The sequence below is a fragment of the Streptomyces sp. NPDC015125 genome (assembly GCF_043080045.1).
In the GTDB taxonomy this organism is placed as follows: domain Bacteria; phylum Actinomycetota; class Actinomycetes; order Streptomycetales; family Streptomycetaceae; genus Streptomyces.
The window spans coordinates 34,355-57,663 of sequence record NZ_JBIBVF010000025.1; the positions used below are offsets into that span (position 1 = coordinate 34,355).

19 protein-coding genes and 3 tRNA genes are annotated in these 23,309 nt (G+C 69.7%); 11 read left to right on the plus strand and 11 right to left on the minus strand.

The window, feature by feature from the left end; genetic code table 11:
• Window positions 1–32 precede the first annotated feature (32 nt).
• Window positions 33–1,142: an ABC transporter permease gene (locus ACF088_RS34835; protein ID WP_392379877.1), complete on the minus strand. Its 1,110-nt coding sequence runs from the start codon at window positions 1,140–1,142 to the stop codon at window positions 33–35.
• Between the two features lie 135 nt (window positions 1,143–1,277).
• Between ACF088_RS34835 and hrpA the strand changes: the two genes are divergently transcribed.
• The 3 genes from hrpA (at window position 1,278) to ACF088_RS34850 (ending at window position 6,135) form a co-directional block, all read left to right on the plus strand.
• The gene (gene hrpA / locus ACF088_RS34840) at window positions 1,278–5,441 is read left to right on the plus strand and encodes an ATP-dependent RNA helicase HrpA (protein WP_392379879.1); all 4,164 of its coding nucleotides are present in this window, start codon (window positions 1,278–1,280) and stop codon (window positions 5,439–5,441) included.
• A 94-nt stretch (window positions 5,442–5,535) separates the two neighbouring features.
• Window positions 5,536–5,610 (plus strand) — tRNA-Asp (locus ACF088_RS34845).
• 291 nt (window positions 5,611–5,901) lie between these two features.
• Window positions 5,902–6,135, plus strand: a complete 234-nt coding sequence (locus ACF088_RS34850) for a DUF6274 family protein (protein ID WP_392379881.1) — start codon at window positions 5,902–5,904, stop codon at window positions 6,133–6,135.
• 530 nt (window positions 6,136–6,665) lie between these two features.
• On the opposite strand, the gene bldC is transcribed toward ACF088_RS34850, so the two are convergent.
• Both bldC and ACF088_RS34860 read right to left on the minus strand, forming a co-directional pair.
• A complete protein-coding gene (gene bldC / locus ACF088_RS34855) occupies window positions 6,666–6,872 on the minus strand; it encodes a developmental transcriptional regulator BldC (RefSeq protein ID WP_003949541.1) in 207 nt (68 codons plus the stop codon).
• Between the two features lie 512 nt (window positions 6,873–7,384).
• Window positions 7,385–8,221, minus strand: a complete 837-nt coding sequence (locus ACF088_RS34860; protein ID WP_392379882.1) for a hypothetical protein — start codon at window positions 8,219–8,221, stop codon at window positions 7,385–7,387.
• Window positions 8,222–8,418: 197 nt separating this feature from the next.
• Between ACF088_RS34860 and ACF088_RS34865 the strand changes: the two genes are divergently transcribed.
• Together ACF088_RS34865 and ACF088_RS34870 are read left to right on the plus strand one after the other, a co-directional pair.
• Window positions 8,419–9,537 (plus strand): Leu/Phe/Val dehydrogenase, encoded by a 1,119-nt coding sequence (locus ACF088_RS34865; protein WP_392379884.1) that lies wholly within the window; start codon window positions 8,419–8,421, stop codon window positions 9,535–9,537.
• A gap of 318 nt (window positions 9,538–9,855) precedes the next feature.
• A complete protein-coding gene (locus ACF088_RS34870; RefSeq protein WP_030086208.1) occupies window positions 9,856–10,107 on the plus strand; it encodes a DUF3073 domain-containing protein in 252 nt (83 codons plus the stop codon).
• A gap of 173 nt (window positions 10,108–10,280) precedes the next feature.
• Here ACF088_RS34870 and purM read toward each other — a convergent pair whose 3' ends face one another.
• The 8 genes from purM to purS form a co-directional block, all read right to left on the minus strand.
• Window positions 10,281–11,348 carry a phosphoribosylformylglycinamidine cyclo-ligase gene (gene purM, locus ACF088_RS34875; protein WP_392379885.1) on the minus strand — a complete coding sequence of 356 codons (1,068 nt, stop codon included), beginning with the start codon at window positions 11,346–11,348 and terminating at the stop codon, window positions 10,281–10,283.
• Window positions 11,349–11,382: 34 nt separating this feature from the next.
• The gene (gene purF / locus ACF088_RS34880) at window positions 11,383–12,942 is read right to left on the minus strand and encodes an amidophosphoribosyltransferase (protein WP_392379887.1); all 1,560 of its coding nucleotides are present in this window, start codon (window positions 12,940–12,942) and stop codon (window positions 11,383–11,385) included.
• A 316-nt stretch (window positions 12,943–13,258) separates the two neighbouring features.
• Complete coding sequence (locus tag ACF088_RS34885) at window positions 13,259–14,056, minus strand: sterol carrier family protein (protein WP_392379888.1); 798 nt, start codon at window positions 14,054–14,056, stop codon at window positions 13,259–13,261.
• Window positions 14,057–14,128: 72 nt separating this feature from the next.
• The gene (locus tag ACF088_RS34890; protein WP_392379890.1) at window positions 14,129–14,974 is read right to left on the minus strand and encodes a peptidoglycan DD-metalloendopeptidase family protein; all 846 of its coding nucleotides are present in this window, start codon (window positions 14,972–14,974) and stop codon (window positions 14,129–14,131) included.
• 34 nt (window positions 14,975–15,008) lie between these two features.
• Window positions 15,009–15,521: an ArsR family transcriptional regulator gene (locus tag ACF088_RS34895; protein ID WP_392379891.1), complete on the minus strand. Its 513-nt coding sequence runs from the start codon at window positions 15,519–15,521 to the stop codon at window positions 15,009–15,011.
• A 190-nt stretch (window positions 15,522–15,711) separates the two neighbouring features.
• The gene (purL, locus tag ACF088_RS34900) at window positions 15,712–17,961 is read right to left on the minus strand and encodes a phosphoribosylformylglycinamidine synthase subunit PurL (RefSeq protein ID WP_392379892.1); all 2,250 of its coding nucleotides are present in this window, start codon (window positions 17,959–17,961) and stop codon (window positions 15,712–15,714) included.
• Complete coding sequence (gene purQ / locus ACF088_RS34905; protein WP_392379893.1) at window positions 17,958–18,638, minus strand: phosphoribosylformylglycinamidine synthase subunit PurQ; 681 nt, start codon at window positions 18,636–18,638, stop codon at window positions 17,958–17,960. The genes purL and purQ overlap by 4 nt, the downstream gene beginning before the upstream one ends.
• Complete coding sequence (gene purS / locus ACF088_RS34910; protein WP_030086196.1) at window positions 18,635–18,880, minus strand: phosphoribosylformylglycinamidine synthase subunit PurS; 246 nt, start codon at window positions 18,878–18,880, stop codon at window positions 18,635–18,637. The genes purQ and purS overlap by 4 nt, the downstream gene beginning before the upstream one ends.
• Before the next feature lie 300 nt (window positions 18,881–19,180).
• Between purS and ACF088_RS34915 the strand changes: the two genes are divergently transcribed.
• From ACF088_RS34915 to ACF088_RS34940, 6 genes are all read left to right on the plus strand, one after another.
• On the plus strand, window positions 19,181–19,501 hold the full coding sequence (locus ACF088_RS34915; protein WP_392379894.1) for an Lsr2 family protein: 321 nt from the start codon (window positions 19,181–19,183) through the stop codon (window positions 19,499–19,501).
• 119 nt (window positions 19,502–19,620) lie between these two features.
• Window positions 19,621–19,692: transfer RNA gene (locus ACF088_RS34920), tRNA-Gly, on the plus strand.
• 73 nt (window positions 19,693–19,765) lie between these two features.
• A tRNA-Gly gene (locus ACF088_RS34925) sits at window positions 19,766–19,838 on the plus strand.
• A gap of 211 nt (window positions 19,839–20,049) precedes the next feature.
• Window positions 20,050–21,114: an ABC transporter ATP-binding protein gene (locus tag ACF088_RS34930; protein WP_392379895.1), complete on the plus strand. Its 1,065-nt coding sequence runs from the start codon at window positions 20,050–20,052 to the stop codon at window positions 21,112–21,114.
• A complete protein-coding gene (locus tag ACF088_RS34935; protein ID WP_392379896.1) occupies window positions 21,111–21,929 on the plus strand; it encodes an ABC transporter permease in 819 nt (272 codons plus the stop codon). Before ACF088_RS34930 ends, ACF088_RS34935 begins: the two co-directional genes overlap by 4 nt.
• Before the next feature lie 36 nt (window positions 21,930–21,965).
• On the plus strand, window positions 21,966–23,231 hold the full coding sequence (locus ACF088_RS34940; RefSeq protein ID WP_392379897.1) for a sensor histidine kinase: 1,266 nt from the start codon (window positions 21,966–21,968) through the stop codon (window positions 23,229–23,231).
• Window positions 23,232–23,309 lie beyond the last annotated feature (78 nt).

Below are 23,309 nucleotides of genomic sequence, written 5' to 3' on the forward strand. Positions count from 1 at the left end.
AATCCCCTTTTCCGCCGGGCGCCCCCGCCGCCTCACGCATCCGCGGCCGGCGCCACGGTCTCCTCGCGGCCACCCGGGTGGCGGTGCCGCCAGATCCAGAAGACCGTGCACGAGAGCACCGACCAGCCGGCCAGCACCAGGAAGGGGAAGGCGTGCTGGTGGCCGCCGAAGTAGACGGCGGTGTGCTGGGCGTTGACCGAGCCGCCCGGCGGCAGCCAGCGGCCGACGAGACCGAGGGCGGACGGCAGCAGCGGCCAGGAGACCGCACCGCCCGAGGAGGGGTTGCCCAGCAGCACCATCAGTCCCCAGGTGGGGATCATCGCCCAGCGCCCCATGAGGGCGTTGAACATCGTGAAGACCATGCCGGACGTGAACATCGTCAGCGCCAGGATCAGCCAGGACTCCACGAACGGCAGCCGCAGCGCAGTCAGCCACCAGTCGACCACCGCCGCGATGCAAAAGCCCCCCAGCAGCGCATAGACCGCGGTGCAGGCGATCCGCTCGGCCGGCTCCAGGCCGCGGGCGTGCACGCTGAGCTGGATCGCGCCGACGAAGCCGATGATCACCGCGGCCAGCGAGATGTAGAACAGCGCCAGACCGCGCGGATCGCCCTTCTGCAGCGGCTTGATGTCCCGGATCCGGACGTCCACGCCGATCGCTTTGCCGACCTTCGCGCCCGACTGGGTCAGCAGCTGCGCCACCGTGGCCCCCGAAGCACCGGAGACATCCAGCTCCACGCCCCTGCCGCGGGCACGCAGGATCGCGAACTCCTCCTGCTCGTCGACGGCCCGCCGGGCCCGGCCGTACGTGGGGTATCCGGTCAGCCGGAGCGAAGCGTTCAGTGCCTTCTCCATCCCCTGGGTGAAGGCCTTCACCGGTGGGGTGTCGGGAGAGCCGACCACGGCGGTGGGGATGGACCGCGGGGTCGGATTGGCCATGGCGTACGTGTACGAACCGGCGAACAGACCGGCCGCCGCGGCGACGATGAAGATCAGCACGACCGCGGGGAAGTAGGGCGACTTCTTGAAGGCCGCCCACTTCCCCGCGCCGGTCCGCGGCCTGCCGTGTGCGCCGGGCAGTGCGGGTCCGCCGTGCGGTGCGGGTCCGGCGGGCGGGCCGGAATCGCCGCGGTGATCAGCCATAGGGACACGCTAAAGCAGCGACACGGTGCATACCCGGGCAGATGCCCCGTATACGGCGGCCCGGCGGCCCGTGATCCGGCCGTACGGGCAAATGGTTCGCCAGTCGATTACGTGAGGTGAGATCCTGGGGGACGTATGTCCAGTCAGCCTGCCTCCGCCCTGCCCGACGGCGCTGTCTCCACCCCGCCCGGCACCCCCGCTCCCACCCTGACCGCTCTGCTGGAGCGGCTGCCCGAGCTGATGCTGCGCGACCAGCAGCGGCTGGGGCGCCGGCTCGACGGCGCGCGCCGGATCCGTAAGCCCGAGGCCCGGGCCGCCGTGCTCGCCGAGATCTCCGCCGGCATCGACGAGGCGGAGCTGCGGGTCGCCCAGCGGCGGGCCGCGGTGCCCGGGATCACCTATCCGCAAGAGCTGCCGGTCAGCCAGAAGAAGGACGAGATCCTCGCCGCGATCCGCGACCACCAGGTCGTGATCGTCGCCGGTGAGACCGGCTCCGGCAAGACGACGCAGATCCCCAAGATCTGTCTGGAGCTCGGCCGCGGCATCCGGGGCCTGATCGGGCACACCCAGCCCCGCCGGATCGCGGCCCGTACGGTCGCCGAGCGGGTGGCCGAGGAGCTGAAGACCCCGCTGGGCGAGGCGGTCGGCTGGAAGGTCCGCTTCACGGACCAGGTCGGCGGCGACACCCTCGTCAAGCTGATGACGGACGGCATTCTGCTCGCCGAGATCCAGACGGACCGCGAGCTGCGCCAGTACGACACGATCATCATCGACGAGGCACACGAGCGCAGCCTCAACATCGACTTCATCCTGGGCTATCTGGCGCAGCTGCTGCCCCGCCGCCCCGACCTGAAGCTCGTGATCACGTCCGCGACCATCGACCCGGAGCGGTTCGCGCGGCACTTCGGTGCCTTCACCGCCGTGGACGCGACGGACGGTCCGGGGGCTCCGGGCCCGTCGGGTCAGGCGGGTCCCCCGGGCGCCGCGGACTCCTCCGGGGGCGAGGACGCGGCGAAGCCGAGCGCACCGATCGTGGAGGTCTCCGGCCGGACGTATCCGGTGGAGGTGCGCTATCGCCCGCTGCTGGAAGAAGACGGCCAGGACGCGGACCGCGACCAGATCACCGCGATCTGCGACGCCGTGGACGAGCTGCAGTCGGAGGGCCCCGGCGACATCCTGGTCTTCCTCTCCGGCGAGCGGGAGATCCGCGACACCGCGGACGCGCTCAACAAGAAGGCCCTGCCGTTCACCGAGGTCCTCCCCCTCTACGCGCGGCTGTCGCACGCCGAGCAGCACCGCGTCTTCCAGCGGCACACGGGCCGACGGATCGTGCTGGCCACGAACGTCGCCGAGACCTCGCTGACCGTCCCGGGCATCCGGTACGTCATCGACCCGGGCATGGCCCGTATCTCCCGCTACAGCTACCGCACCAAGGTCCAGCGGCTGCCCATCGAGCCGGTCTCGCAGGCCAGCGCCAACCAGCGCAAGGGCCGCTGCGGCCGTACCAGCGACGGCATCTGCATCCGCCTCTACTCCGAGGACGACTTCCTCTCCCGTCCCGAGTTCACGGACGCCGAGATCCTCCGGACGAACCTCGCCTCCGTCATCCTGCAGATGACCGCGGCCGGCCTCGGCGAGATCGAGAAGTTCCCGTTCATCGACCCGCCGGACCGCCGCAACATCAAGGACGGCATCGATCTGCTGAGCGAGCTCGGGGCGCTCGACACCCAGCAGAAGTCCCCCCGGTCGGGACAGCGGCTGACCCCGCTCGGCCGCAAGCTCTCCCAGCTGCCGGTCGACCCGCGCCTGGCGCGGATGGTGCTGGAGGCCGACCGCAACGGCTGTGTCCGAGAGGTCATGGTCATCGCGGCGGCGCTGTCCATCCAGGACCCGCGCGAGCGGCCCGCCGACAAACAGCAGCAGGCCGACCAGCAGCACGCCCGCTTCAAGGACGAGACTTCCGACTTCCTCGCCTTCCTCAACCTGTGGCGCTATATCCGCGAGCAGCAGAAAGAGCTGTCCTCCTCGGCCTTCCGCCGGATGTGCCGCAGCGAATTCCTGAATTACCTGCGGATACGCGAGTGGCAGGACATCTACTCCCAGCTGCGTTCGGTCGCCAAGACCATGGGCATCCACCTCAGCGAGGAGGATGCGGCGCCGGACCATATCCACACCTCGCTGCTTTCCGGTTTGCTCTCGCATATCGGACTCAAGAACGCAGGGCTGGAGGGCGGGAGAGAAGGGGCCGGCAAGAACGAGTATCTGGGCGCCCGCAGCGCCAAGTTCGCGGTGTTCCCCGGCTCCGCGCTCTTCAAGAAGCCACCGCGCTGGGTGATGTCGGCCGAGCTGGTCGAGACGTCCCGCCTGTGGGCGCGGGTGAACGCGAAGGTCGAGCCGGAGTGGATCGAGCCGCTCGCCCAGCATCTGGTGAAGCGGACGTACAGCGAGCCGCACTGGGAACAGAAGATGGCCGCGGTGATGGCGTACGAGCGGGTGACGCTCTACGGCGTCCCGATCGTCGCCCAGCGCAAGATCGCCTACGGCCGGATCGACCCGGAGACCTCGCGGGATCTGTTCATCCGCAACGCCCTGGTCGAGGGCGACTGGCGCACCCACCACCAGTTCTTCCATGACAACCGCAAACTCCTCGGCGAGGTCGAGGAGTTGGAGCACCGCGCCCGGCGCCGCGACATTCTCGTGGACGACGAAACGCTCTTCGACTTCTACGACCAGCGCATTCCGGCCGATGTGGTCTCCGGTGCACATTTCGACGCCTGGTGGAAGAAGCAGCACCGCGAAGAGCCGGAGCTGCTGAACTTCGAGCATTCGATGCTCATCAATGAATCCGCCGAGGCCGTCACCAAGGACGACTATCCGGATTCCTGGCGGCAGGGAAAGCTGAAGTTCAAGGTCACCTACCAGTTCGAGCCGGGCGCGGACGCGGACGGCGTGACCGTCCACCTCCCCCTCCAGGTCCTCAACCAGGTCTCCTCCGAGGGCTTCGACTGGCAGATCCCCGGCCTGCGCGAGCAGTTGGTGACCGAGCTGATCCGGTCACTTCCCAAGCCGATCCGCCGCAACTACGTCCCGGCCCCGAACTTCGCGGCCCGCTTCCTGGACTCCACGGTCCCCCTGCAGGGCGCCCTGACGACCTCGCTGGCCGCGGGGCTGCAGCGGATGGTGGGCGTACCCGTCGACGCCGCGGACTTCGACCCGGGCAAGATCCCCGATCACCTCAAGATCACCTTCCGGGTGGTCGACGAGCGCCGCCGCAAGCTCGCCGAGGACAAGGATCTGGAGGCACTGCGGCTGAAGCTCAAGCCGAAGACCAGGGCGGCCATCTCCAAGGCCTTCGAGCAGGCCGCCGAGCGCCCCGCCGGGGACCGCAAGGACGGCGCGGGCGACGGGCAGGCGCCGGCCGGCCCGGAGCAGCGGACCGGGCTCACGTCCTGGACGATCGGCACCCTGCCGCGCACCTTCGAAACGCGGCGCGGGGGCCAGCCGCTGAAGGCCTACCCGGCGCTGGTCGACGAGGGCAGCAGCGTCGCGGTCCGCCTCTTCGACACCGAGGCCGAGCAGCTCACGGCGATGTGGGCGGGCACCCGCCGGCTCATCCTGCTGGGCATCCCGTCCTCCCCGGCCAAGTTCGCCCAGGGCAAGCTGAGCAACCAGCAGAAGCTGGCGCTGTCCCGTAATCCGCACGGCTCGATCGGGGCACTCTTCGACGACTGTGTCACCGCCGCGGCCGACCGGCTGATCGCGGCCCGGGGTGGCCCGGCGTGGGACGAGGAGTCCTTCCGCAAGCTCTTCGACGCGGTCCGCGCCGACCTGGTGGACGTGACCCTCAAGACCATCCAGCAGGTCCAGGAGGTGCTGGCCGCCTGGCAGGCGTGCGAGCGCCGACTGAAGGAGACGGCGTTCCCCTCCCTGCTCCCGTCGCTCACGGACATCAAGGAACAGCTGGCGGCGCTGATCAAACCGGGCTTCGTCACGGCGCACGGCGCCAAGCGGCTGCCGGACCTGATGCGCTATCTGGTGGCCGCCGACCGCCGGCTGCAGCAGCTGCCCACCCACTCCGAGCGGGACCGCACCCGTATGGCGAAGGTGAAGGAGATGCAGGACGAATACGCCTGGCTGCTGGAGCAGTTCCCGCAGGGCCGCCCGGTGCCCGCCGCGGCCCGGGAGATCCGCTGGATGATCGAGGAGCTCCGGGTGAGCTACTTCGCGCACGCCCTGGGCACCGCGTACCCGGTCTCCGACAAGCGGATCGTGAAGGCGGTGGACGCCGCCGCGCCGTAGGAACCAGGGCCGCCGGTATCGAGTTCGACCGCACCCCCTGACCTGCTGTACAGTCTTGTTCCGCAGCCCGCCGCAAGCGGAAAGCGAAACGCAAGGTCCTGTGGAGCAGTTTGGAGTGCTCGCCACCCTGTCAAGGTGGAGGCCGCGGGTTCAAATCCCGTCAGGACCGCATTTTTACGGCCCGCATTCGTCTCGGATGCGGGCCGTTCTGCTGTCCGCGGTAGCCCGCGCCCCGTGTGCGGCCGCCGCCGGAGGCCGGTCACCGCACGCCCCGTCAGGGCCCGCCCCTGCGGCCGGTATCGGGGCCGCTGCGGGCCACCGGCCCCGGGGCGCGCCTCCGTCCACGCCCACCGCCTGCCCGAATGCGGTGCGTAGCCGGTTTGCTGCCCGCCGTATTGACTGCGGCGCGCACCACCGGTACTCACTGTGGAAGGGCACGGGGGCCGGGGAGGTATGCGCAATGACGACTGCGGTACGGCACGAGACCAGAGCACTGCTGCGGGCCCATCTGTCGGCGGCCACGAGCTATCGCCACCTGATGCGGCACTGCCCCATCTGCCATCAGCTGCTACGGCTCGCCATGGAGCCGCACACGGCCCGCTCCACGGGTCCGGCGCCCGCGGCCGCCCCCACCCCGCCGCCGGCCGTCTGTGAGCCGCCGGCGGCCGAGGGCGAAAGTCCCGCGGATGGATGACCAACGACGCCTGCCCCCTCGCCCGCACAGTGGCAGGCTGGTGGGCGCGGCGGGGGAAGTTCTCTACCGCAGCGGACGTATCGTCTTCAAGCGCCGCGTAGTGTGACGGGTGTCACCGAACTAGTTTGGCGCGATGCGGAACTTACACCCCCCATACAATCGGTCAATTTAATATGTGCAATTGCACTACCTGTGAACGGCTCGGTAACGAGCCCGCAGGGTCCGCGCGCAAAGGCCCCCACAAGACCCGTGAAGGCACCCTGACCGGCGTCCGGGGTGGCGTCGGCGCCGTGCCGACCCGGCCGCCCCGAAGGGCCCTGGAGCGGGCGCACACAAAAAAGATCGCGCTGGACCCGGCGGAGTCCAGCGCGATCGATGACGTACCCAAGATGGGGCGGGTGTGGGGCCTGTTGGGGCAGGCGCCGCGTCATATGAAGCTGTGTAAAGCAAGGTGAAACAGGTCGAGCTAGGGGTACAAAGCAGGCATTTTCGGGTTGGGGGCCCCGAAAACGACCTGGTTATGCGGTTGTTCAGGCCTCGCTGCGCTGCTGCGGAATGCCCGCGAGCAGTGCGCGGACCTCAGCCTCGCGGTAACGCCGGTGTCCTCCGAGCGTGCGGATGGACGTGAGCTTGCCTGCCTTGGCCCAGCGGGTCACCGTCTTCGGGTCCACGCGGAACATCGTGGCGACCTCAGCAGGGGTAAGCAGCGGCTCGGCGTCAGGGGTGCGAGCGGTCATGAGCGGCCTCCTCGGGAGAACCGAACCATCACGGTTCTTTCCTCTAAATTCTGCACCTTGACCCACGTTGCCCGAAATGGCGGACGCGGGCCGAGTCGGTTATAGGACGAACGGCTTGTCCTCGGCACTACAACTACACCATCTGTCCAGCCACGTCGGCCAAACCGATGGAATTGCCCTCTCAGGTGTTCAACCTCGGCGGAAGCCGATGGACCGTGCCATAGCGGACAGTCACTCGTCCGTGACGATCAGTCACAACGTGAACAGACGCCACGAGACCCCTCAAGGAGCGCAATACCGATCTATCCGCCCTTAGTTGGACGGAAGGAGCCCACGTCGGGCTCCTTGTCCTATTTTGGCACGAGGGTATGGCTTGGGAGCAAGACCCGAAGTCAGTGCTTTAGGTCACGCTTGAGGCAATCGCCCGGATCAGGACCTACGTCCCTTACCGTGCGACCACCGAAAAGCGAACGCCATCATTCCGCGCCATGATCCCCGGCCCGCGCCGGCGCTCAGCTGGAGAACTGACGTTCCCGCACCGCACGCCACCGCTGGGCAAGCTTCTCGTACGCGACCCCGGCCCGCTCACCGTCCCCGTCGCGCAGCGCCGCCAGCCCCTCCGCCACCTCGGCGGCGGAACGGTCCTCGGCGAGCTGCTCCTCGGGCACCGCGTGCACCAGCCCTCCGTAGTCCAGCTCCACGAGCGAACGCGGATGGAATTCCTCGAGCCAGCGCCCCACATCTACCAGGCCGTCGATCAGCGGCCCCTCTTCCAGGGCGTCGCGCAGCGTACGCAGCCCCCGTGCGACCCGTCGTCGCGCCTGCACCATGGGCGTCCGGTAACGCATCACGGGCGCCTGGTCACCCTTTGTGTACTCCCGCTCGCCGTCGTCGAACAGCACGAACCAGCGGACCGGGACGTGCCAGGCCGCTCCCCGGATCCAGGGCCTCGCGTCCGGGTTGCGCTCCCGCCACCGCTCGTAGTCGGTGGCCGCCTGCAGACGCACCACCGGGGGCAGCGCCGCATCCAGCACCGACGCCGGCAACAGCTCGTCCAGCGCCTCCAGGGCCTGCCAGCCGCGCAGCCGGGTGCGCCACGGACAGACACACGTCACCTCGTTCACGACGGCGATGAAGGCGTCCGCGCTCTCGTGGACCGGCACCGGCGCCGGCGGGGTCGCCAGCAGATCGGCCAGCGCCCGGCGCTGCTCGTCCTGGGCGGTGGGGGTGTCCTCCCGTTTGGCATAGCGCGCCCAGTGGGAGCGCTCCGGCTCGGGGAACGCAGCCAGCGGCTCGTAGACCCGTAGATACGCCATGTACGGGACCTTCACCGACGACGCCAGGGCCACGCCCGCTCCTTCAAAGGGGAAGCCGGCCGCCGGGAGGTCCCGTGGGCCCCCGCCGGCCTGCGATACGACCAGATCGTCCCATGCCCGTCCCCCGGGAGAGGGTGATCCTCGGCACCCGACCGATCAACCGGTCCCGCAGGTCTTACGCTCTTTTCAACCGGCCCTCCCCACCCGTCGGAGGGCACCCTTCGCGACTTATGGGAGTCACCACCGTGACTGACGTACGTCCGGCCCACGCCGGCACCGACGGCGGCGTTCTGCACACCCTGTTCCGATCGGAGCAGGGGGGCCATGAGCAGGTCGTTCTCTGCCAGGACCGCGCCAGCGGCCTCAAGGCCGTGATCGCCATCCACAGCACCGCCCTGGGCCCCGCCCTCGGCGGCACCCGCTTCCATGCCTACGCCTCCGAGGAGGAGGCCGTGCTGGACGCCCTCAACCTGTCGCGCGGCATGTCCTACAAGAACGCCCTCGCCGGGCTGGACCACGGCGGCGGCAAGGCCGTGATCATCGGTGACCCCGACCTGATCAAGACCGAGGAACTCCTGCTCGCCTACGGCCGGTTCGTGGCCTCCCTCGGCGGCCGCTACGTCACCGCCTGCGACGTCGGCACCTACGTCGCCGATATGGACGTCGTCTCCCGTACGAACAAGTGGACCACCGGCCGCTCCCCGGCGAACGGTGGCGCCGGCGACTCCTCCGTCCTGACCGCCTACGGCGTCTTCCAGGGCATGCGCGCCTCGGCCCAGCACGCCTGGGGCGACCCGACGCTGCGCGGCCGCACGGTGGGCATCGCGGGCGTCGGCAAGGTCGGCCACCTCCTCGTCGAGCACCTCCTCGAAGACGGCGCCGAGGTCGTGATCACGGATGTCCGCGCCGATTCGGTGGCGCGGGTGCGCGCCAAGTACCCACAGGTCACAGCGGTCGCGGACACCGAGGCGCTGATCCGCACCGAGGGCCTGGACGTCTATGCGCCGTGTGCGCTGGGCGGTGCGCTCAGTGACGGGTCGCTGCCGGTGCTGACCGCGAAGGTGGTGTGCGGCGCGGCCAACAACCAGCTCGCCCACCCCGGCGTCGAGAAGGACCTGTCCGACCGCGGCATCCTCTACGCCCCCGACTACGTCGTGAACGCCGGCGGCGTCATCCAGGTGGCCGACGAGCTGCACGGCTTCGACTTCGACCGCTGCAAGACCAAGGCGGCGAAGATCTTCGACACCACACTGGCGATATTCGCTCGCGCGAAGGCCGACGGCATTCCACCCGCCGCGGCCGCCGACCGCCTGGCCGAGCAGCGCATGGCGGAGGCGAAGCGCCCCTGACCCAGGCCGGAAATGCGGCCTTGCGGGCCGGAAAACAGCTGTGCGCGGCCCGCCACGGGCGGCCGGGGGAGACATCCCTCACCACCCGTCGGCGGGTCGCCGTACAGGACAGGTTAAAATCGCAGTTGACCAGCGGGGACGGGGCACCTTGCCGGTCGTGCCGAGCGGCGGGTGATGCGGGCGACGTACCGTATGGCCGCGGAAGCAGGTACCGTTAAAGCCCTACGGGCCGGTCTCTCTGTCGAGAGCCCGCTCTGATCCATGAACGCGTGTCAAGACTCTGGGGCCATCGAGCCCCGTCATTGAGGGGGTCGACCCATGGGGCGCGGCCGGGCCAAGGCCAAGCAGACGAAGGTCGCCCGCCAGCTGAAGTACAGCAGCGGTGGGACGGATCTCTCACGACTGGCCGACGAGCTGGGTGCATCACCGTCGAACCAGCAGCCTCCGAACGCAGAGCCGTTCGAGGAGGACGAGGACGACGACCCGTACGCACGGTACGCAGATCTGTACAACAGCGATGACGACGAAGAGGACGAGGGCGACTCGTCCCAGCAGCGTCGTCGCGCTTGACGCTCTGCGCGCTCGCGGCACCCATAACAGCATCACGGACCCGGTCCTGGGCATCGCCCGGACCGGGTTCTGTGCTGCCCGGATGACCGTGGGCGCGGTGGCCGCACCGACGCCCGCCCGGGAGGGGGGCGCCTCTCCTGACCCGTGCAGGGCCCTGGAAGGCGCCCGTCCGCTCAGCTCGCGTAGTCACCGGTCAGGGTCACTGCCTCTGCACGGTCACCGCGGTCGGTGATCTCGCCGCTGACCCAGGCGTCCACGCCGCGGTCGGCCAGCGTGGTCAGGGCGGCCTCCACCGATCCCTGCGGGACGACGGCGATCATGCCGACGCCCATGTTCAAGGTCTTCTCCAGCTCCCGGCGCTCGACCGAGCCGGCCGAGCCGACCAGGTCGAAGACCGGGCCCGGCGTCCAGGTGGCGCGGTCGACGGTGGCGTGCAGACCGTCCGGGATCACCCGGGCGAGGTTGTTGGCCAGTCCGCCGCCGGTGATGTGCGAGAAGGCGTGCACGTCGGTGGTGCGGGTCAGCGCCAGACAGTCCAGCGAGTAGATCTTGGTGGGCTCCAGGAGCTCTTCACCGAGCGTGCGGCCGAACTCCGGGATCTCCCGGTCCAGGGCCATTCCCGCACGGTCGAACAGCACATGGCGGACCAGCGAGTACCCGTTCGAGTGAAGCCCGGAGGAGGCCATGGCGATCACCGCGTCGCCCGTACGGATACGATCCGCGCCCAGCACCCGGTCCGCCTCGACGACGCCGGTGCCGGCACCCGCGACGTCGAACTCGTCCGCGCCCAGCAGCCCCGGGTGTTCCGCGGTCTCGCCGCCGACCAGCGCACAGCCGGCCAGCACACAGCCCTCGGCGATGCCCTTGACGATCGCGGCGACCCGCTCGGGGTAGACCTTGCCGACGCAGATGTAGTCGGTCATGAACAGCGGCTCGGCGCCGCAGACGACCAGGTCGTCGACGACCATGCCGACGAGGTCGTGACCGATGCTGTCGTAGACGCCCATCTTGCGGGCGATGTCGACCTTCGTGCCGACGCCGTCGGTCGCGGAGGCGAGCAGCGGACGCTCGTACCGCTTGAGGGCGGAGGCGTCGAAGAGGCCGGCGAAGCCGCCGAGCCCGCCGACGACCTCGGGGCGGGTGGCCTTCTTCACCCACTCCTTCATCAGGTCCACGGCGCGGTCGCCGGCTTCGATGTCGACGCCCGCGCTCGCGTAGCTGGCACCAGTGGTCTCTGACATGACGGAGAACTTTCGTGTCGTGTGGGTACGAGCTCTACGGGCGACGCAGCGCGTCGGCCCCGCCGACCCCGGCGGTGAGCGACTGGACGCCGTCCACGTCGGACGTGGCCGGGCTCGCGGTCTCCGACTCCAGGAGGTGCTTGCCCAGCAGCCCCGGGTCGGGCAGCTCCATCGGGTACTCGCCGTCGAAGCAGGCGCGGCACAGATTCGGCTTGGCGATCGTGGTCGCCTCGGTCATGCCGTCGATGGAGATGTACGCGAGCGAATCGGCGCCCAGCGACTTGCCGATCTCCTCCACGCTCAGCCCGTTGGCGATCAGCTCCGCGCGGGTGGCGAAGTCGATGCCGAAGAAGCACGGCCACTTGATCGGCGGGGAGGAGATCCGGATGTGGATCTCCAGCGCGCCGGCCTCGCGCAGCATCCGGACCAGGGCGCGCTGGGTGTTACCGCGGACGATCGAGTCGTCGACGACCACCAGGCGCTTGCCGCGGATGACTTCCTTGAGCGGGTTGAGCTTGAGCCGGATACCGAGCTGGCGGATGGTCTGCGAGGGCTGGATGAAGGTCCGGCCGACGTAGGAGTTCTTGACCAGGCCGGAGCCGTAGGGGATGCCGCTGGCCTCGGCGTAGCCGACGGCGGCGGGGGTGCCGGACTCCGGTGTCGCTATCACCAGGTCGGCATCGGCCGGCGCCTCGGCGGCCAGCTTGCGGCCCATCTCCACCCGGGAGAGGTACACATTGCGGCCGGCGATGTCGGTGTCCGGGCGGGCGAGGTAGACGTACTCGAAGACACAGCCCTTGGGGCGGGCCTCGGCGAAGCGGCTGCTGCGCAGGCCGTTCTCGTCGATGGCGACCATCTCGCCGGGCTCGATCTCCCGGATGAAGCTGGCGCCGCAGATGTCCAGGGCGGCGGTCTCGGAGGCCACCACCCAGCCGCGCTCCAGGCGTCCGAGGACCAGCGGGCGGATGCCCTGCGGGTCGCGGGCGGCGTAGAGCGTGTGCTCGTCCATGAAGCAGAGCGAGAAGGCGCCCTTGACCTTCGGCAGGACGCGCGGGGCGGCCTCCTCGACGGTCAGCGGTTTGCCGTCCTCGTCGACCTGGCCGGCCAGCAGCGCCGTCACCAGGTCGGTGTCATTGGTGGCCGCGACCTGGGTCGCCCGGCCGCCCTCGCGGGGCAGCGCGGCGACCAGATCCGCCAGCTCGGCGGTGTTCACCAGGTTGCCGTTGTGGCCGAGCGCGATCGAGCCGTGCGCGGTCGCACGGAACGTCGGCTGGGCGTTCTCCCACACCGAGGCACCGGTGGTGGAGTAGCGGGCATGGCCCACGGCGATATGACCCTGGAGAGAGCCGAGCGAAGTCTCGTCGAAGACCTGGGAAACCAGGCCCATGTCCTTGAAAACGAGGATTTGGGAGCCGTTGCTCACCGCGATGCCCGCGGACTCCTGTCCACGGTGCTGCAGCGCATACAGCCCGAAATAGGTGAGTTTGGCGACCTCTTCACCCGGAGCCCAGACACCGAAGACGCCGCAAGCGTCCTGGGGGCCCTTCTCGCCGGGGAGCAGGTCGTGGCTGAGTCGTCCGTCACCACGTGGCACGGCACCGAGTCTAGGGCAGGTCGCGCATTCATCCGAACCGGGGATGCCGGAAAACTGGATGAGTGCATGAACGAGGGGCCGCACGGCTTGACGTGCCCACGCCCCGCAGGGGGCGGCTCATCGCCCCGGCGCACCTCGGATCCCTTGGCTCACCTGGTGTGCCACCGGACGCAGGGTGCGGGGCGCCGGCTGTGTGGATCTTGCACGGTGGGGCCTCGTCCCGCTCCGTGTGAGATGCGCGACGCCCCCGCGGCCGCCGTCGGGTCGGGCGCCGGGGCGCCGCCCGCTTCGGGTGCGGGTGCCGGGCCCGCCGCCGTCAGCTCAGCACGGGCAGATATCCGCCGATGTCGGCCCGCTCGCCGCCGGCGCTGACCGTCGCCGCGTCCAGCGCCTCGGCCCAGGCCGTACGGCCGGTGGCCAGCCGGATCCAGGTCAGCGGGTCGGTCTCGACGACATTCGGCGGGGTGCCGCGGGTGTGCTTGGGGCCCGCCACGCACTGCACCACGGCGAACGGCGGAATCCGCACCTCCACCGAACCGCCGGGGGCCCGGTCCGCCAGGACGTCGGCCAGCAGGCGGGTGGTGGCGGCCAGGGCCCGGCGGTCGAAGGGGATCTCCAGGCCGGTCGCCGCCGCGAGGTCGTCGGTGTGCACGACGAGTTCGAGACAGCGGGTGACGAGGAAGTCGGCCAGCGGCATCGCGCCGGGCAGGGCCGGCAGCAGCCGGTCGTCCGGCTCCGGCTCGACGACCTCGGCGAACTCCGCGGCGGTGCGTTCCAGCAGCTCCACGGGGTCGTGCGCGTCGGCCAGGGCGCGGGTGCGCGCGTCGACGTCGGAGGCGCGCGGCGCGGCCGCCGATGGCCACTCCAGCAGGGTGGCCGCCGCCCGGGCCGGCACCGGCCGCTCAAGACTGCGCGCCACGCTCCCCACGGCCATGGACAGATGCGCCACCAGCTCGCGCACCGTCCAGTCACCGAGCCGGGTCGGCAGCGCCAACTGGCCCGGTGCAAGGGCGCGTACGGCCTGCTGGACGTGAGCGAGCTGGGCCGTGACGGCGCCACGGGTCTTCTTCGGGTCGTACCGGCGGGGACGCGGCTTCTGGGCGGCAGGAGGCATGTGCGTCAGCCTACGAGGCAGCGCTGACAGGTGCCCCCGAATGCGCGATGCGGGCGCCGGGGCCGTCGGCGCTCAGCCCGCCGGTGTCGTCCGTGGCGCCCCGGCCTCGAAGGTCTCGCCGTTGCGCGGGACGCCGATGCCCTGCCAGGTGAACGGGACGCCATGGGCGGTGACCGGGTCGGCGGCGTCCATGAGCTGGAAGTGGACGTGCGGCTCGCTGCTGTTGCCGGAGTCGCCGCACTGGCCGAGGGTCTCTCCGGCCCGCACCCGGTCGCCCGTCCGGACGGTGAGCGAACCGCGGCGGACATGGGCGTAGAGCGCGTGGACGCCGTTGCCCAGGTCGAGGATCACATGGTTGCCGAGCAGCCGGCGGGCGCCGCCGAGCGTGCGGGCCGGGCCCTCCAGGGCGAGCAGGTAGACGGCCGCGGGCCAGGACGTGCGGCTGAGATGGTCGCGGCTGCCGTCCGCGACACGGACGACGGTGGCATCGGCGACGGCGAGCAGGGGCGCGCCGAAGGCCGGAAAGGCTTCGTTGCGGCGGACCAGGGGCCACCAGCCGAAGCCGGGCCGGGAGTTCGGCTCCGGTTCGGCCACGATGTCGATCGCGTACGCCTGCCCGTAGGCCCGTGTGCCATGGCTGGGGACCTTGTCGGCGGGGCTGTTGAGGGCCTTCCAGCGGCCGGTGACCGGAGCGGCGACCGCCACCGGCTCGCGGGCCGGGCCCGTCGCGCCGTCCTCCTCCGCGCGGGCCAGCCGGCGGTTCACCCCGAATCCGATCAGTATCCAGAGGATCAGGGGGACCCAGCTCCACCAATCCGGAATGTCGGCGAAGAAGCTCGTGACGAGGATTGCAAGGAAGATCAGCAGGCAGGCGCGTGCGGCGTTCCTGGCGAGCTTTCGCAGAGTGGCGGACGTCATGTGGTCTCCCCCGTGAGGTCGGTGTGGCCGGGCGTCAGCACCCGGCGGCGGTCAGCATCACCAGCAGCGGTACGACGCGGCCGGCCGGAACCTCGTAGCGGCCGCCAGCGGCCGTCTGCAGCCAGCCGGCGGCGGTCAACTGCCGCAGGTGGTGGTAGATCTGGCCGGTCGTGCCCGTGCCGTCGAGCTCGGTGAGTTCGGCTGCGGTGCAGCGGCCGCCGAGGATCTCGCGCAGCAGCCGCAGCCGCAGGGGCTGGCCCAGTGCGGCGAACGCCTCGGCGGCGTCCGTCCAGTCGCCGTCCAGCAGGGTGTCGGTGGCCAGACCGTACTGCCACTCGTAGCGCAGTCCGGCCGGCGTCCGTACGGCGCCGGTGAAGAGCACGCCGCCGTTGTCGGCGCCGAGTTCGGCCCACTGCTCCTTCAGACCGCGCAGGGCCCACAGTTCCTCGTCCGGCTCCCGCTCGGGCGAGGTCACCGGCCGGGCGGCTGACCGTTCCAGCGCTGCCAGCCGGCGTTCCACCCCGGCCAGCCGCTGCTCAAGATCCATAATCGAAGATTACGTAATGACGTAATCATGCGCAATGGCTGCCGGTGCCGGGAGGCGAGGGAAGGTGCCGGGAGGCGCGGGAAGGCGCGGGAAGGCGCGGGAAGGCGCGGGAATACGGCGACGGTCCGTCCCCATGGCGGGGACGGACCGTCGGACCGTCAGTGGCGCGGCGCGGCGCCCGGGTTCCGGCTCAGGCGATCAGGCCCGGGATCGTTGCCTCGTGCGCGTCCTTCAGCTCGCTCAGCGGGATGCTGAACTGCCCCTGGACGTCGATCTCGTTGCCGTCGACCACACCGATCCGGGTGGCCGGCAGCCCCCGTGCACCGCACATGTCGGTGAAGCGGAGCTCCTCGCTGCGCGGAACGGCCACCACGGCCCGGCCCGCCGACTCGGAGAAGAGCAGCACGAAGGGGTCGAGCCCGTCGGGAACGACGAGGCGGGCACCCTTGCCGCCGCGCAGGCAGGACTCCACCACGGCCTGGATCAGACCGCCGTCGGAGAGGTCGTGCGCGGCGTCGATCATGCCGTCACGGGAGGCGGAGATCAGCACCTCGGCCAGCAGCCGCTCGCGCTCCAGGTCCACCTTCGGCGGCAGACCACCGAGATGCTCGTGCACCACCTGCGACCAGGCCGAACCGCCCAGCTCCTCGCGGGTGTCGCCCAGGAGGTAGAGCAGCTGGCCCTCGTCCGCGAAGGCGATCGGGGTACGGCGGTTCACATCGTCGATCACGCCCAGCACGGCGACGACCGGGGTCGGGTGGATCGCCACCTCGCCGGTCTGGTTGTAGAGCGAGACGTTGCCGCCGGTGACCGGCGTCCCGAGGGTCTGGCAGGCGTCGGCGAGACCACGGGTGGCCTCGGCGAACTGCCACATCACCGCCGGGTCCTCGGGTGAACCGAAGTTCAGGCAGTCGGAGACCGCCAGCGGCTTGGCACCGGACGCGGCGACATTGCGGTACGCCTCGGCCAGCGCCAGCTGCGCGCCGGTGTACGGGTCGAGCTTGGCGTAGCGCCCGTTGCCGTCCGTGGCGAGCGCCACCCCGAGGTTGCTGTCCTCGTCGATCCGGACCATGCCGGCGTCCTCCGGCTGCGCGAGGACGGTGTTGCCCTGCACGAACCGGTCGTACTGGTCGGTGATCCACGCCTTGGATGCCTGGTTGGGCGAGGCCACCAGCTGCAGGACCTGCGCGCGCAGCTCGTCCGCGTTCGCCGGGCGGGCCAGCTTGGCCGCGTCGTCGGCCTGGAGGGCGTCCTGCCAGTCGGGCCGGGCATACGGGCGCTCGTAGACCGGGCCCTCGTGGGCGACGGTGCGCGGCGGCACGTCCACGATCTGCTCGCCGTGCCAGAAGATCTCCAGCTGCGAGCCCTCCGTCACCTCACCGATGACGGTCGCGATGACGTCCCACTTCTCGCAGATCTCCAGGAAACGGTCGACCTTCCCCGGCTCGACGATCGCGCACATCCGCTCCTGCGACTCGCTCATGAGGATTTCCTCGGGCGAGAGGGAGGAGTCACGCAGCGGCACGGTGTCCAGCTCGACGCGCATCCCGCCGGAGCCGGCCGAGGCCAGCTCGCTGGTGGCGCAGGACAGCCCGGCGCCACCGAGGTCCTGGATGCCGTCGACCAGGTCTTCCTTGAAGATCTCCAGGGTGCACTCGATGAGCAGCTTCTCCTGGAAGGGGTCGCCGACCTGCACGGCGGGGCGCTTGGTGGGCTTGGAGTCGTCGAAGGTCTCCGAGGCCAGCACGGAGACACCGCCGATGCCGTCGCCGCCGGTGCGGGCGCCGTAGAGGATGACCTTGTTGCCCGCGCCGGACGCCTTGGCGAGGTGGATGTCCTCGTGCTTCATGACGCCGATGCAGCCGGCGTTGACCAGCGGGTTGCCCTGGTAGCAGGCGTCGAAGACGACCTCGCCGCCGATGTTGGGCAGGCCCAGGCAGTTGCCGTAGCCGCCGATACCCGACACCACGCCCGGCAGGACGCGCTTGGTGTCGGGGTGGTCGGCGGCGCCGAACCGCAGCGGGTCGACGACGGCGACCGGGCGGGCACCCATGGCGAGGATGTCGCGGACGATGCCGCCGACGCCGGTGGCCGCGCCCTGGTAGGGCTCGATGTACGAGGGGTGGTTGTGGGACTCCACCTTGAAGGTGACGGCGTAGCCCTGGCCGACGTCGACGACACCGGCGTTCTCGCCGATGCCGACGAGCAGCGCGTCGTTCTCGGGGGCCTTCTCGCCGAACTGCTTCAGATGCACCTTGCTGCTCTTGTAGGAGCAGTGCTCGGACCACATCACCGAGTACATGGCGAGTTCGGCGCCGGTGGGACGGCGGCCGAGGATCTCGCGGATGCGCTGGTACTCGTCCTGCTTCAGGCCGAGCTCGGCCCACGGCTGGTCGGTGTCCGGCGTCTCGGCTGCGTGCTTGACGGTGTCGAGAGTCATGCGTTGACCAGCTTCTTCAAGATCGAGGTGAAGAATCCGAGGCCGTCGGTACGGCCCGTACCGATCAGCGGCTCCACGGCGTGCTCGGGGTGCGGCATGAGGCCGACGACATTGCCCGCCTCATTGGTGATGCCGGCGATGTCGCGGAGCGAGCCGTTGGGGTTGCCGTCCAGGTAGCGGAAGGCGACCCGGCCCTCGGCCTCCAGCATGTCGAGCGTGCGCTCGTCGGCGACGTACCGGCCGTCGATGTTCTTCAGCGGGATGCTGATCTCCTGGCCGGACACATAGTCCGAGGTCCAGGAGGTCTCCGCGTTCTCCACCCGCAGCTTCTGATCGCGGCAGATGAAGTGCAGATGGTTGTTGCGCAGCATGGCGCCGGGCAGCAGGTGGGTCTCGGTGAGCACCTGGAAGCCGTTGCAGATACCGAGGACCGGCATACCGGCCCTGGCCTGCTCGATCACGGTCTCCATCACCGGCGAGAACCGGGAAATGGCACCGGCCCGCAGATAGTCGCCGTACGAGAAACCGCCGGGCAGCACCACGGCGTCGACCTGCTTGAGGTCCTTGTCGCGGTGCCACAGCGGCACCGCTTCGGCACCGGCGACCCGGACCGCGCGCTGGGTGTCGCGGTCGTCGAGCGTGCCGGGGAAGGTAACGACTCCGATCCGCGAGGTCATGAGTCGACCCGCACGGTGAAGTCTTCGATGACGGTGTTGGCGAGGAAGGTCTCGGCCATCTCTTGGATGCGAGCGAGGGCGGCGTCGTCGACCGGACCCTCCACCTCAAGTTCGAAACGCTTGCCCTGACGGACGTCGGCGATCCCCTCGAAACCCAGGCGTGGCAGTGCGCGCTGCACCGCCTGCCCCTGCGGGTCGAGGATCTCCGGCTTGAGCATGACGTCGACTACGACGCGTGCCACTGGCACTCCCGGTGGTGTGGTGCGTAAGGCGGTGTCCTCACAGTACCGTGTTCGAAAATCTACGCGCATAGATATACAGGAGGCCCGATCACGGTCCGGTATCGACAGGAGTGCAGCTCAGGAAAAATTCTCGAAAAGATCCGGGGTCCGGATTGCGGGAAGACACGCTGACGAAATTAACTGGGCTTCACAATGCAATGCCCATCGCTGTACAAATGAAAAAGCATTGATCCCAATCAGCCGGATCCGGAGCATCACCCCACGTCAACAAGGGGTCGCTCCACGAAAGGACCGATATCCGTGGCGCAGCGCGTAGTAGTAACGCTCTCCGATGACATCGACGGAGGAGAAGCCGCAGAGACGGTCGCCTTCGGATTGGACGGGAAGTCGTACGAGATCGACCTCAATCCCACCAATGCGAAGAAACTGCGCGGTGCCCTCGCTCCGTTCGTGGAGGCCGGCCGCAAGCGGGCCAAGTCCGGCAAGGCCTACCACCGGACCGCGGTGAACCCCGACCCCGCGGCCGTCCGCGCCTGGGCCCGCTCCCACCAGATGGACGTTCCCCCGCGCGGCCGGATCCCCAAGAAGGTCTACGAGGCCTTCAACGCCGCCAACCACTAACCGACTTCAGCGCGCCCCCCGGCACGGGGACAGCCGACTTGCACAGCACCCCTACTGATCAGCTAGAGTCTGGAACACGCCGAGGGGCGAGGCCGAAAGGCCGGACCTCACGGAGTCACGCGGGTGTAGCTCAGTAGTAGAGCGCCCTCTTTCCAAGAGGGAGGCGCAGTGTGCAATCCCTGTCACCCGCTCTGACAGCTCGACCGGTCTTTGGATCAGGTACAGTAGCTGTCGCGCCGCTCGGTGAAAGCCGAGTGGATGCCTGCGGACGTAGCTCAGTTGGTAGAGCGCAACCTTGCCAAGGTTGAGGTCGCGAGTTCGAGCCTCGTCGTCCGCTCAGAAAGAGAAGGCCCCGGTCATTGCGACCGGGGCCTTCTGCATTTCCCAGCGATCATGTCGCGCCCCTCTCCTCCCCTCTCCTCCCCTCTCCTCCCCTCTCTGTCGCCCCTCCCCCTTCCCCTCTTCCGGCGTTGGCAACTGACATTTGTCATCGGCTGCGATGACAGGGCGCACTGCCCCGAACCGTGATCCGGCGAAACGCTGGACTCATGAACATCGGGGAGAAAACCATCGCGGATGCCGGTCGCGGCGTCGCCGGGAGCACCGGCTCCGGCATCGGCGTGATCGAAGTCACCGAACTGCGCAGGCGCTACGGCGCGGCCGGACCGCGCAAGAAGGAGACGCGCGAGCGGGGCGGGCGGAGCCGGCCGGACGGGCGCGGCCGGTCCGGCGGACGGGAGAGTTACGAGGCCGTGAGCGGTATCGACTTCACCGTCGACCGGGGCGAGCTGTTCGCACTCCTGGGGACCAATGGCGCGGGCAAGACCTCCACCCTCGAACTGCTGGAGGGCCTGGCCGCGCCCACCGCCGGGCGGGTCCGGGTCCTCGGCCATGATCCGTTCCGCGAGCGGGACAAGGTGCGGCCCCGTATGGGCGTCATGCTGCAGGAGGGCGGTTTCCCTGCCGAACTGACGCCGGAGGAAACCCTGCGGATGTGGGCGGGGTGCACCAGCGGGGCACGCCCGATCGAGGAAGCCCTCTCCTCCGTGGGGCTGGACCGGCGCAAGGACGTCCGGGTCAAGCAGCTGTCCGGGGGCGAGCGCCGGCGGCTGGATCTCGCCCTCGCGCTGCTGGGGAGGCCCGAGGTGCTGTTCCTGGACGAGCCGACGACCGGGCTGGACACCGAAGCGCGCCATGCCACCTGGGAGTTGGTCCGCGAGCTGCGGGACTCCGGGACCACGATCGTGCTCACCACGCACTATCTCGAAGAGGCCGAGGAGCTGGCGGACCGGCTGGCGATTTTGCACGGCGGGCGGATAGCGGCGGCGGGATATGTCGCGGATGTGGTCGCCGCGCATCCCTCGCACCTCTCCTTCGAGCTGCCCGACGGATTCCATCTCGGCGATCTCCCACCGCTGGGGGAACTGGGAGTCATCGGCCATGAGACGACCGGGCGCACGGTCCGGCTGCGGACGGACGAACTGCAGCGGACCGCGACGGGGGTGCTGCTCTGGGCGCAGGACAAGGGGATAACGCTGCGCGGACTGGATGTCAGATCCGCGTCCCTGGAAGAGGCATTTCTGCACATCGCAAAGGGGCTGGAGAACACATGAGTGCAGGTACGGGCCAAGCTGTCGGCGATGGGCGGGGGAGAATTCCTGCGGAAACCCGCGCTGCAGGCCGTCTACTCGCCCTGGCGCGAGCCGAGTTGACGCTTCTCGGCCGTAACAAGTCCGCGCTGTACACGTCGCTGATCATCCCGATTGTCATGGCGTTCGCCATGCGGCAGGCGGTCGGATCGATGAATCTGGCCGGCACGGGGTTGTCGGTCGAAACAGTGCTGTTGCCCGGCACTCTCGGCTGCGTTCTGATCTTTGCCGTCTACTCCAACGTCACCGCCGCCTACGTCGCCCGGCGCGAGGAACTGGTGCTCAAGCGCCTGCGCACCGGAGAACTGCGCGATCTGGAAATACTGACCGGCACCGCGCTCCCTTCGGTGCTGATAGGGCTGGCACAGTGCGCGCTCCTCGCCGTCCTCGGCGCTCTGGTGCTGGACACCGACCTGCCCACCGCACCGCACCTCCTGATCGCAGGAGTGTTGCTGGGCATGGGCACGGTCGTCGGGCTCGCAGCGGCAACATCGGCCTTCGCGAGGTCGACCGAGTCCGCTCAGCTGATCGTGATGCCCTTCATGCTGCTGTCGCTGGGCGGGTCCGGGGTGATGGTCCCCTTGGACATCTTTCCGGAGCGGATCGCCGCGTTCCTCGAATTCCTGCCGCTGTCGCCGGCGATGGAGCTGATACGGGGCGGCTGGACCGGCGGCGGGGATCTCAAGGAGATAGCGGGACAGCTGATCACCGGCTTGGCCTGGACCGGGCTCGCGCTGTTTGCTGTGCAGCGGTGGTTCCGCTGGGAGCCGCGGCGCTAACGACGTAGGCGATCGGACGACGGGGGCGGGCAGCGCATGATCGGACGGCTACGGGCGATGTGGCGGCGGCGGAGCCAGGTGGGCATGGTCGAGGCGTACTTCCGCTGGACGCTGTACGCCCTTCCCTGGCTTCCGGTGGTCGGCGGGGTGATGCCCGTCATGGGCCTCACAGGCGGCAGTCCGTTGCCGGTCGTCTTGGCCGTCGGCGCCAGCGGGCTGAACGTGCTTCAGGGCGTGCTGGCCTTTCCGCTGTTGAACCGGGCGTTGAACCGCTATCTGAAACTGGGGGCGACACCGCGCGGCCTGCTGCTCGTCTCGGGTGTGCTGACGCTCGCCGCCGAAATCGCGTTGGTCACGCTGATCGCGGTCAACGGCATCGGCCACGGCGAAAGCCTGGCCACGGTGCCCACCGCGGCCGGCGCCACCCTCACACCGTTCTTCATGGCGCACAGCCTGGTGGTGTCCAAGCGGAGGTTCCTGGCAGCGCTGGCCGCCGCCGCGATGGGGCTCATCCTGCTGCTCGGGGTGCTCACGGGTTCCTGGCTGGGGGGACTGGTAGCGGCGATTCTGCTGGTCTTCGCCGGTATGTGGAGCTTCCTGATAGCGCGGCCCACGGGCTGGCTGCTCGGTGTCGTCCGGAAGCTGGATGCCGCGCGCAGTACCGAGGCACGGCTCGCGGTCGCCGAGGAACGGCTGCGGTTCGGCCGGGATCTGCACGACGTCATGGGCCGGAATCTGGCGGTGATCGCCCTGAAGAGCGAGCTGGCGGTCCAGCTCGCCCGGCGGGAGCGGCCGGAGGCCGTGGAGCAGATGGTGGAGGTGCAGCGGATCGCCCAGGAGTCCCAGCGCGAGGTACGGGAGGTGGTGCGCGGTTACCGCAAGGCCGATCTGCAGGCGGAGTTGGCCGGGGCCCGCTCCATCCTGCGGGCGGCCGGGGTGGACTGCCGTATCGAGGGCGAGGACGAGACGCAGCTGCCGCCGGAGGTGGAGTCGGCGCTCGGCTGGGTCGTACGGGAAGGCACCACGAACGTCCTGCGGCACGCCGCCGAGGTGCGGCACTGTGCGGTGCGGACCCTGATCGATCCGCACCGCTCGGTACTGGTGATGACCATGGAGAACGACGGTGTCACCCACCGGATGGTCACCACCGGGACCGGCTCGCTGCCCGGCAGCGGTCTCAGGGGACTGGGGGAACGGCTGCAGCCCTTGGGCGGCACCCTGACGTCGGGCCCGGTCCTGCAGGGCTCCTACCGCCTGACGGTCGAGCTGCCGATACCGACAAGGGCGGCGGCGACGGGGTAGGGGTGAGGGCGCGGGCGGCGCGGACGGACGGCATGGTGCGGGGATTCGGCGTGGTGCGAAGGTTCGGCCCGGGGATTC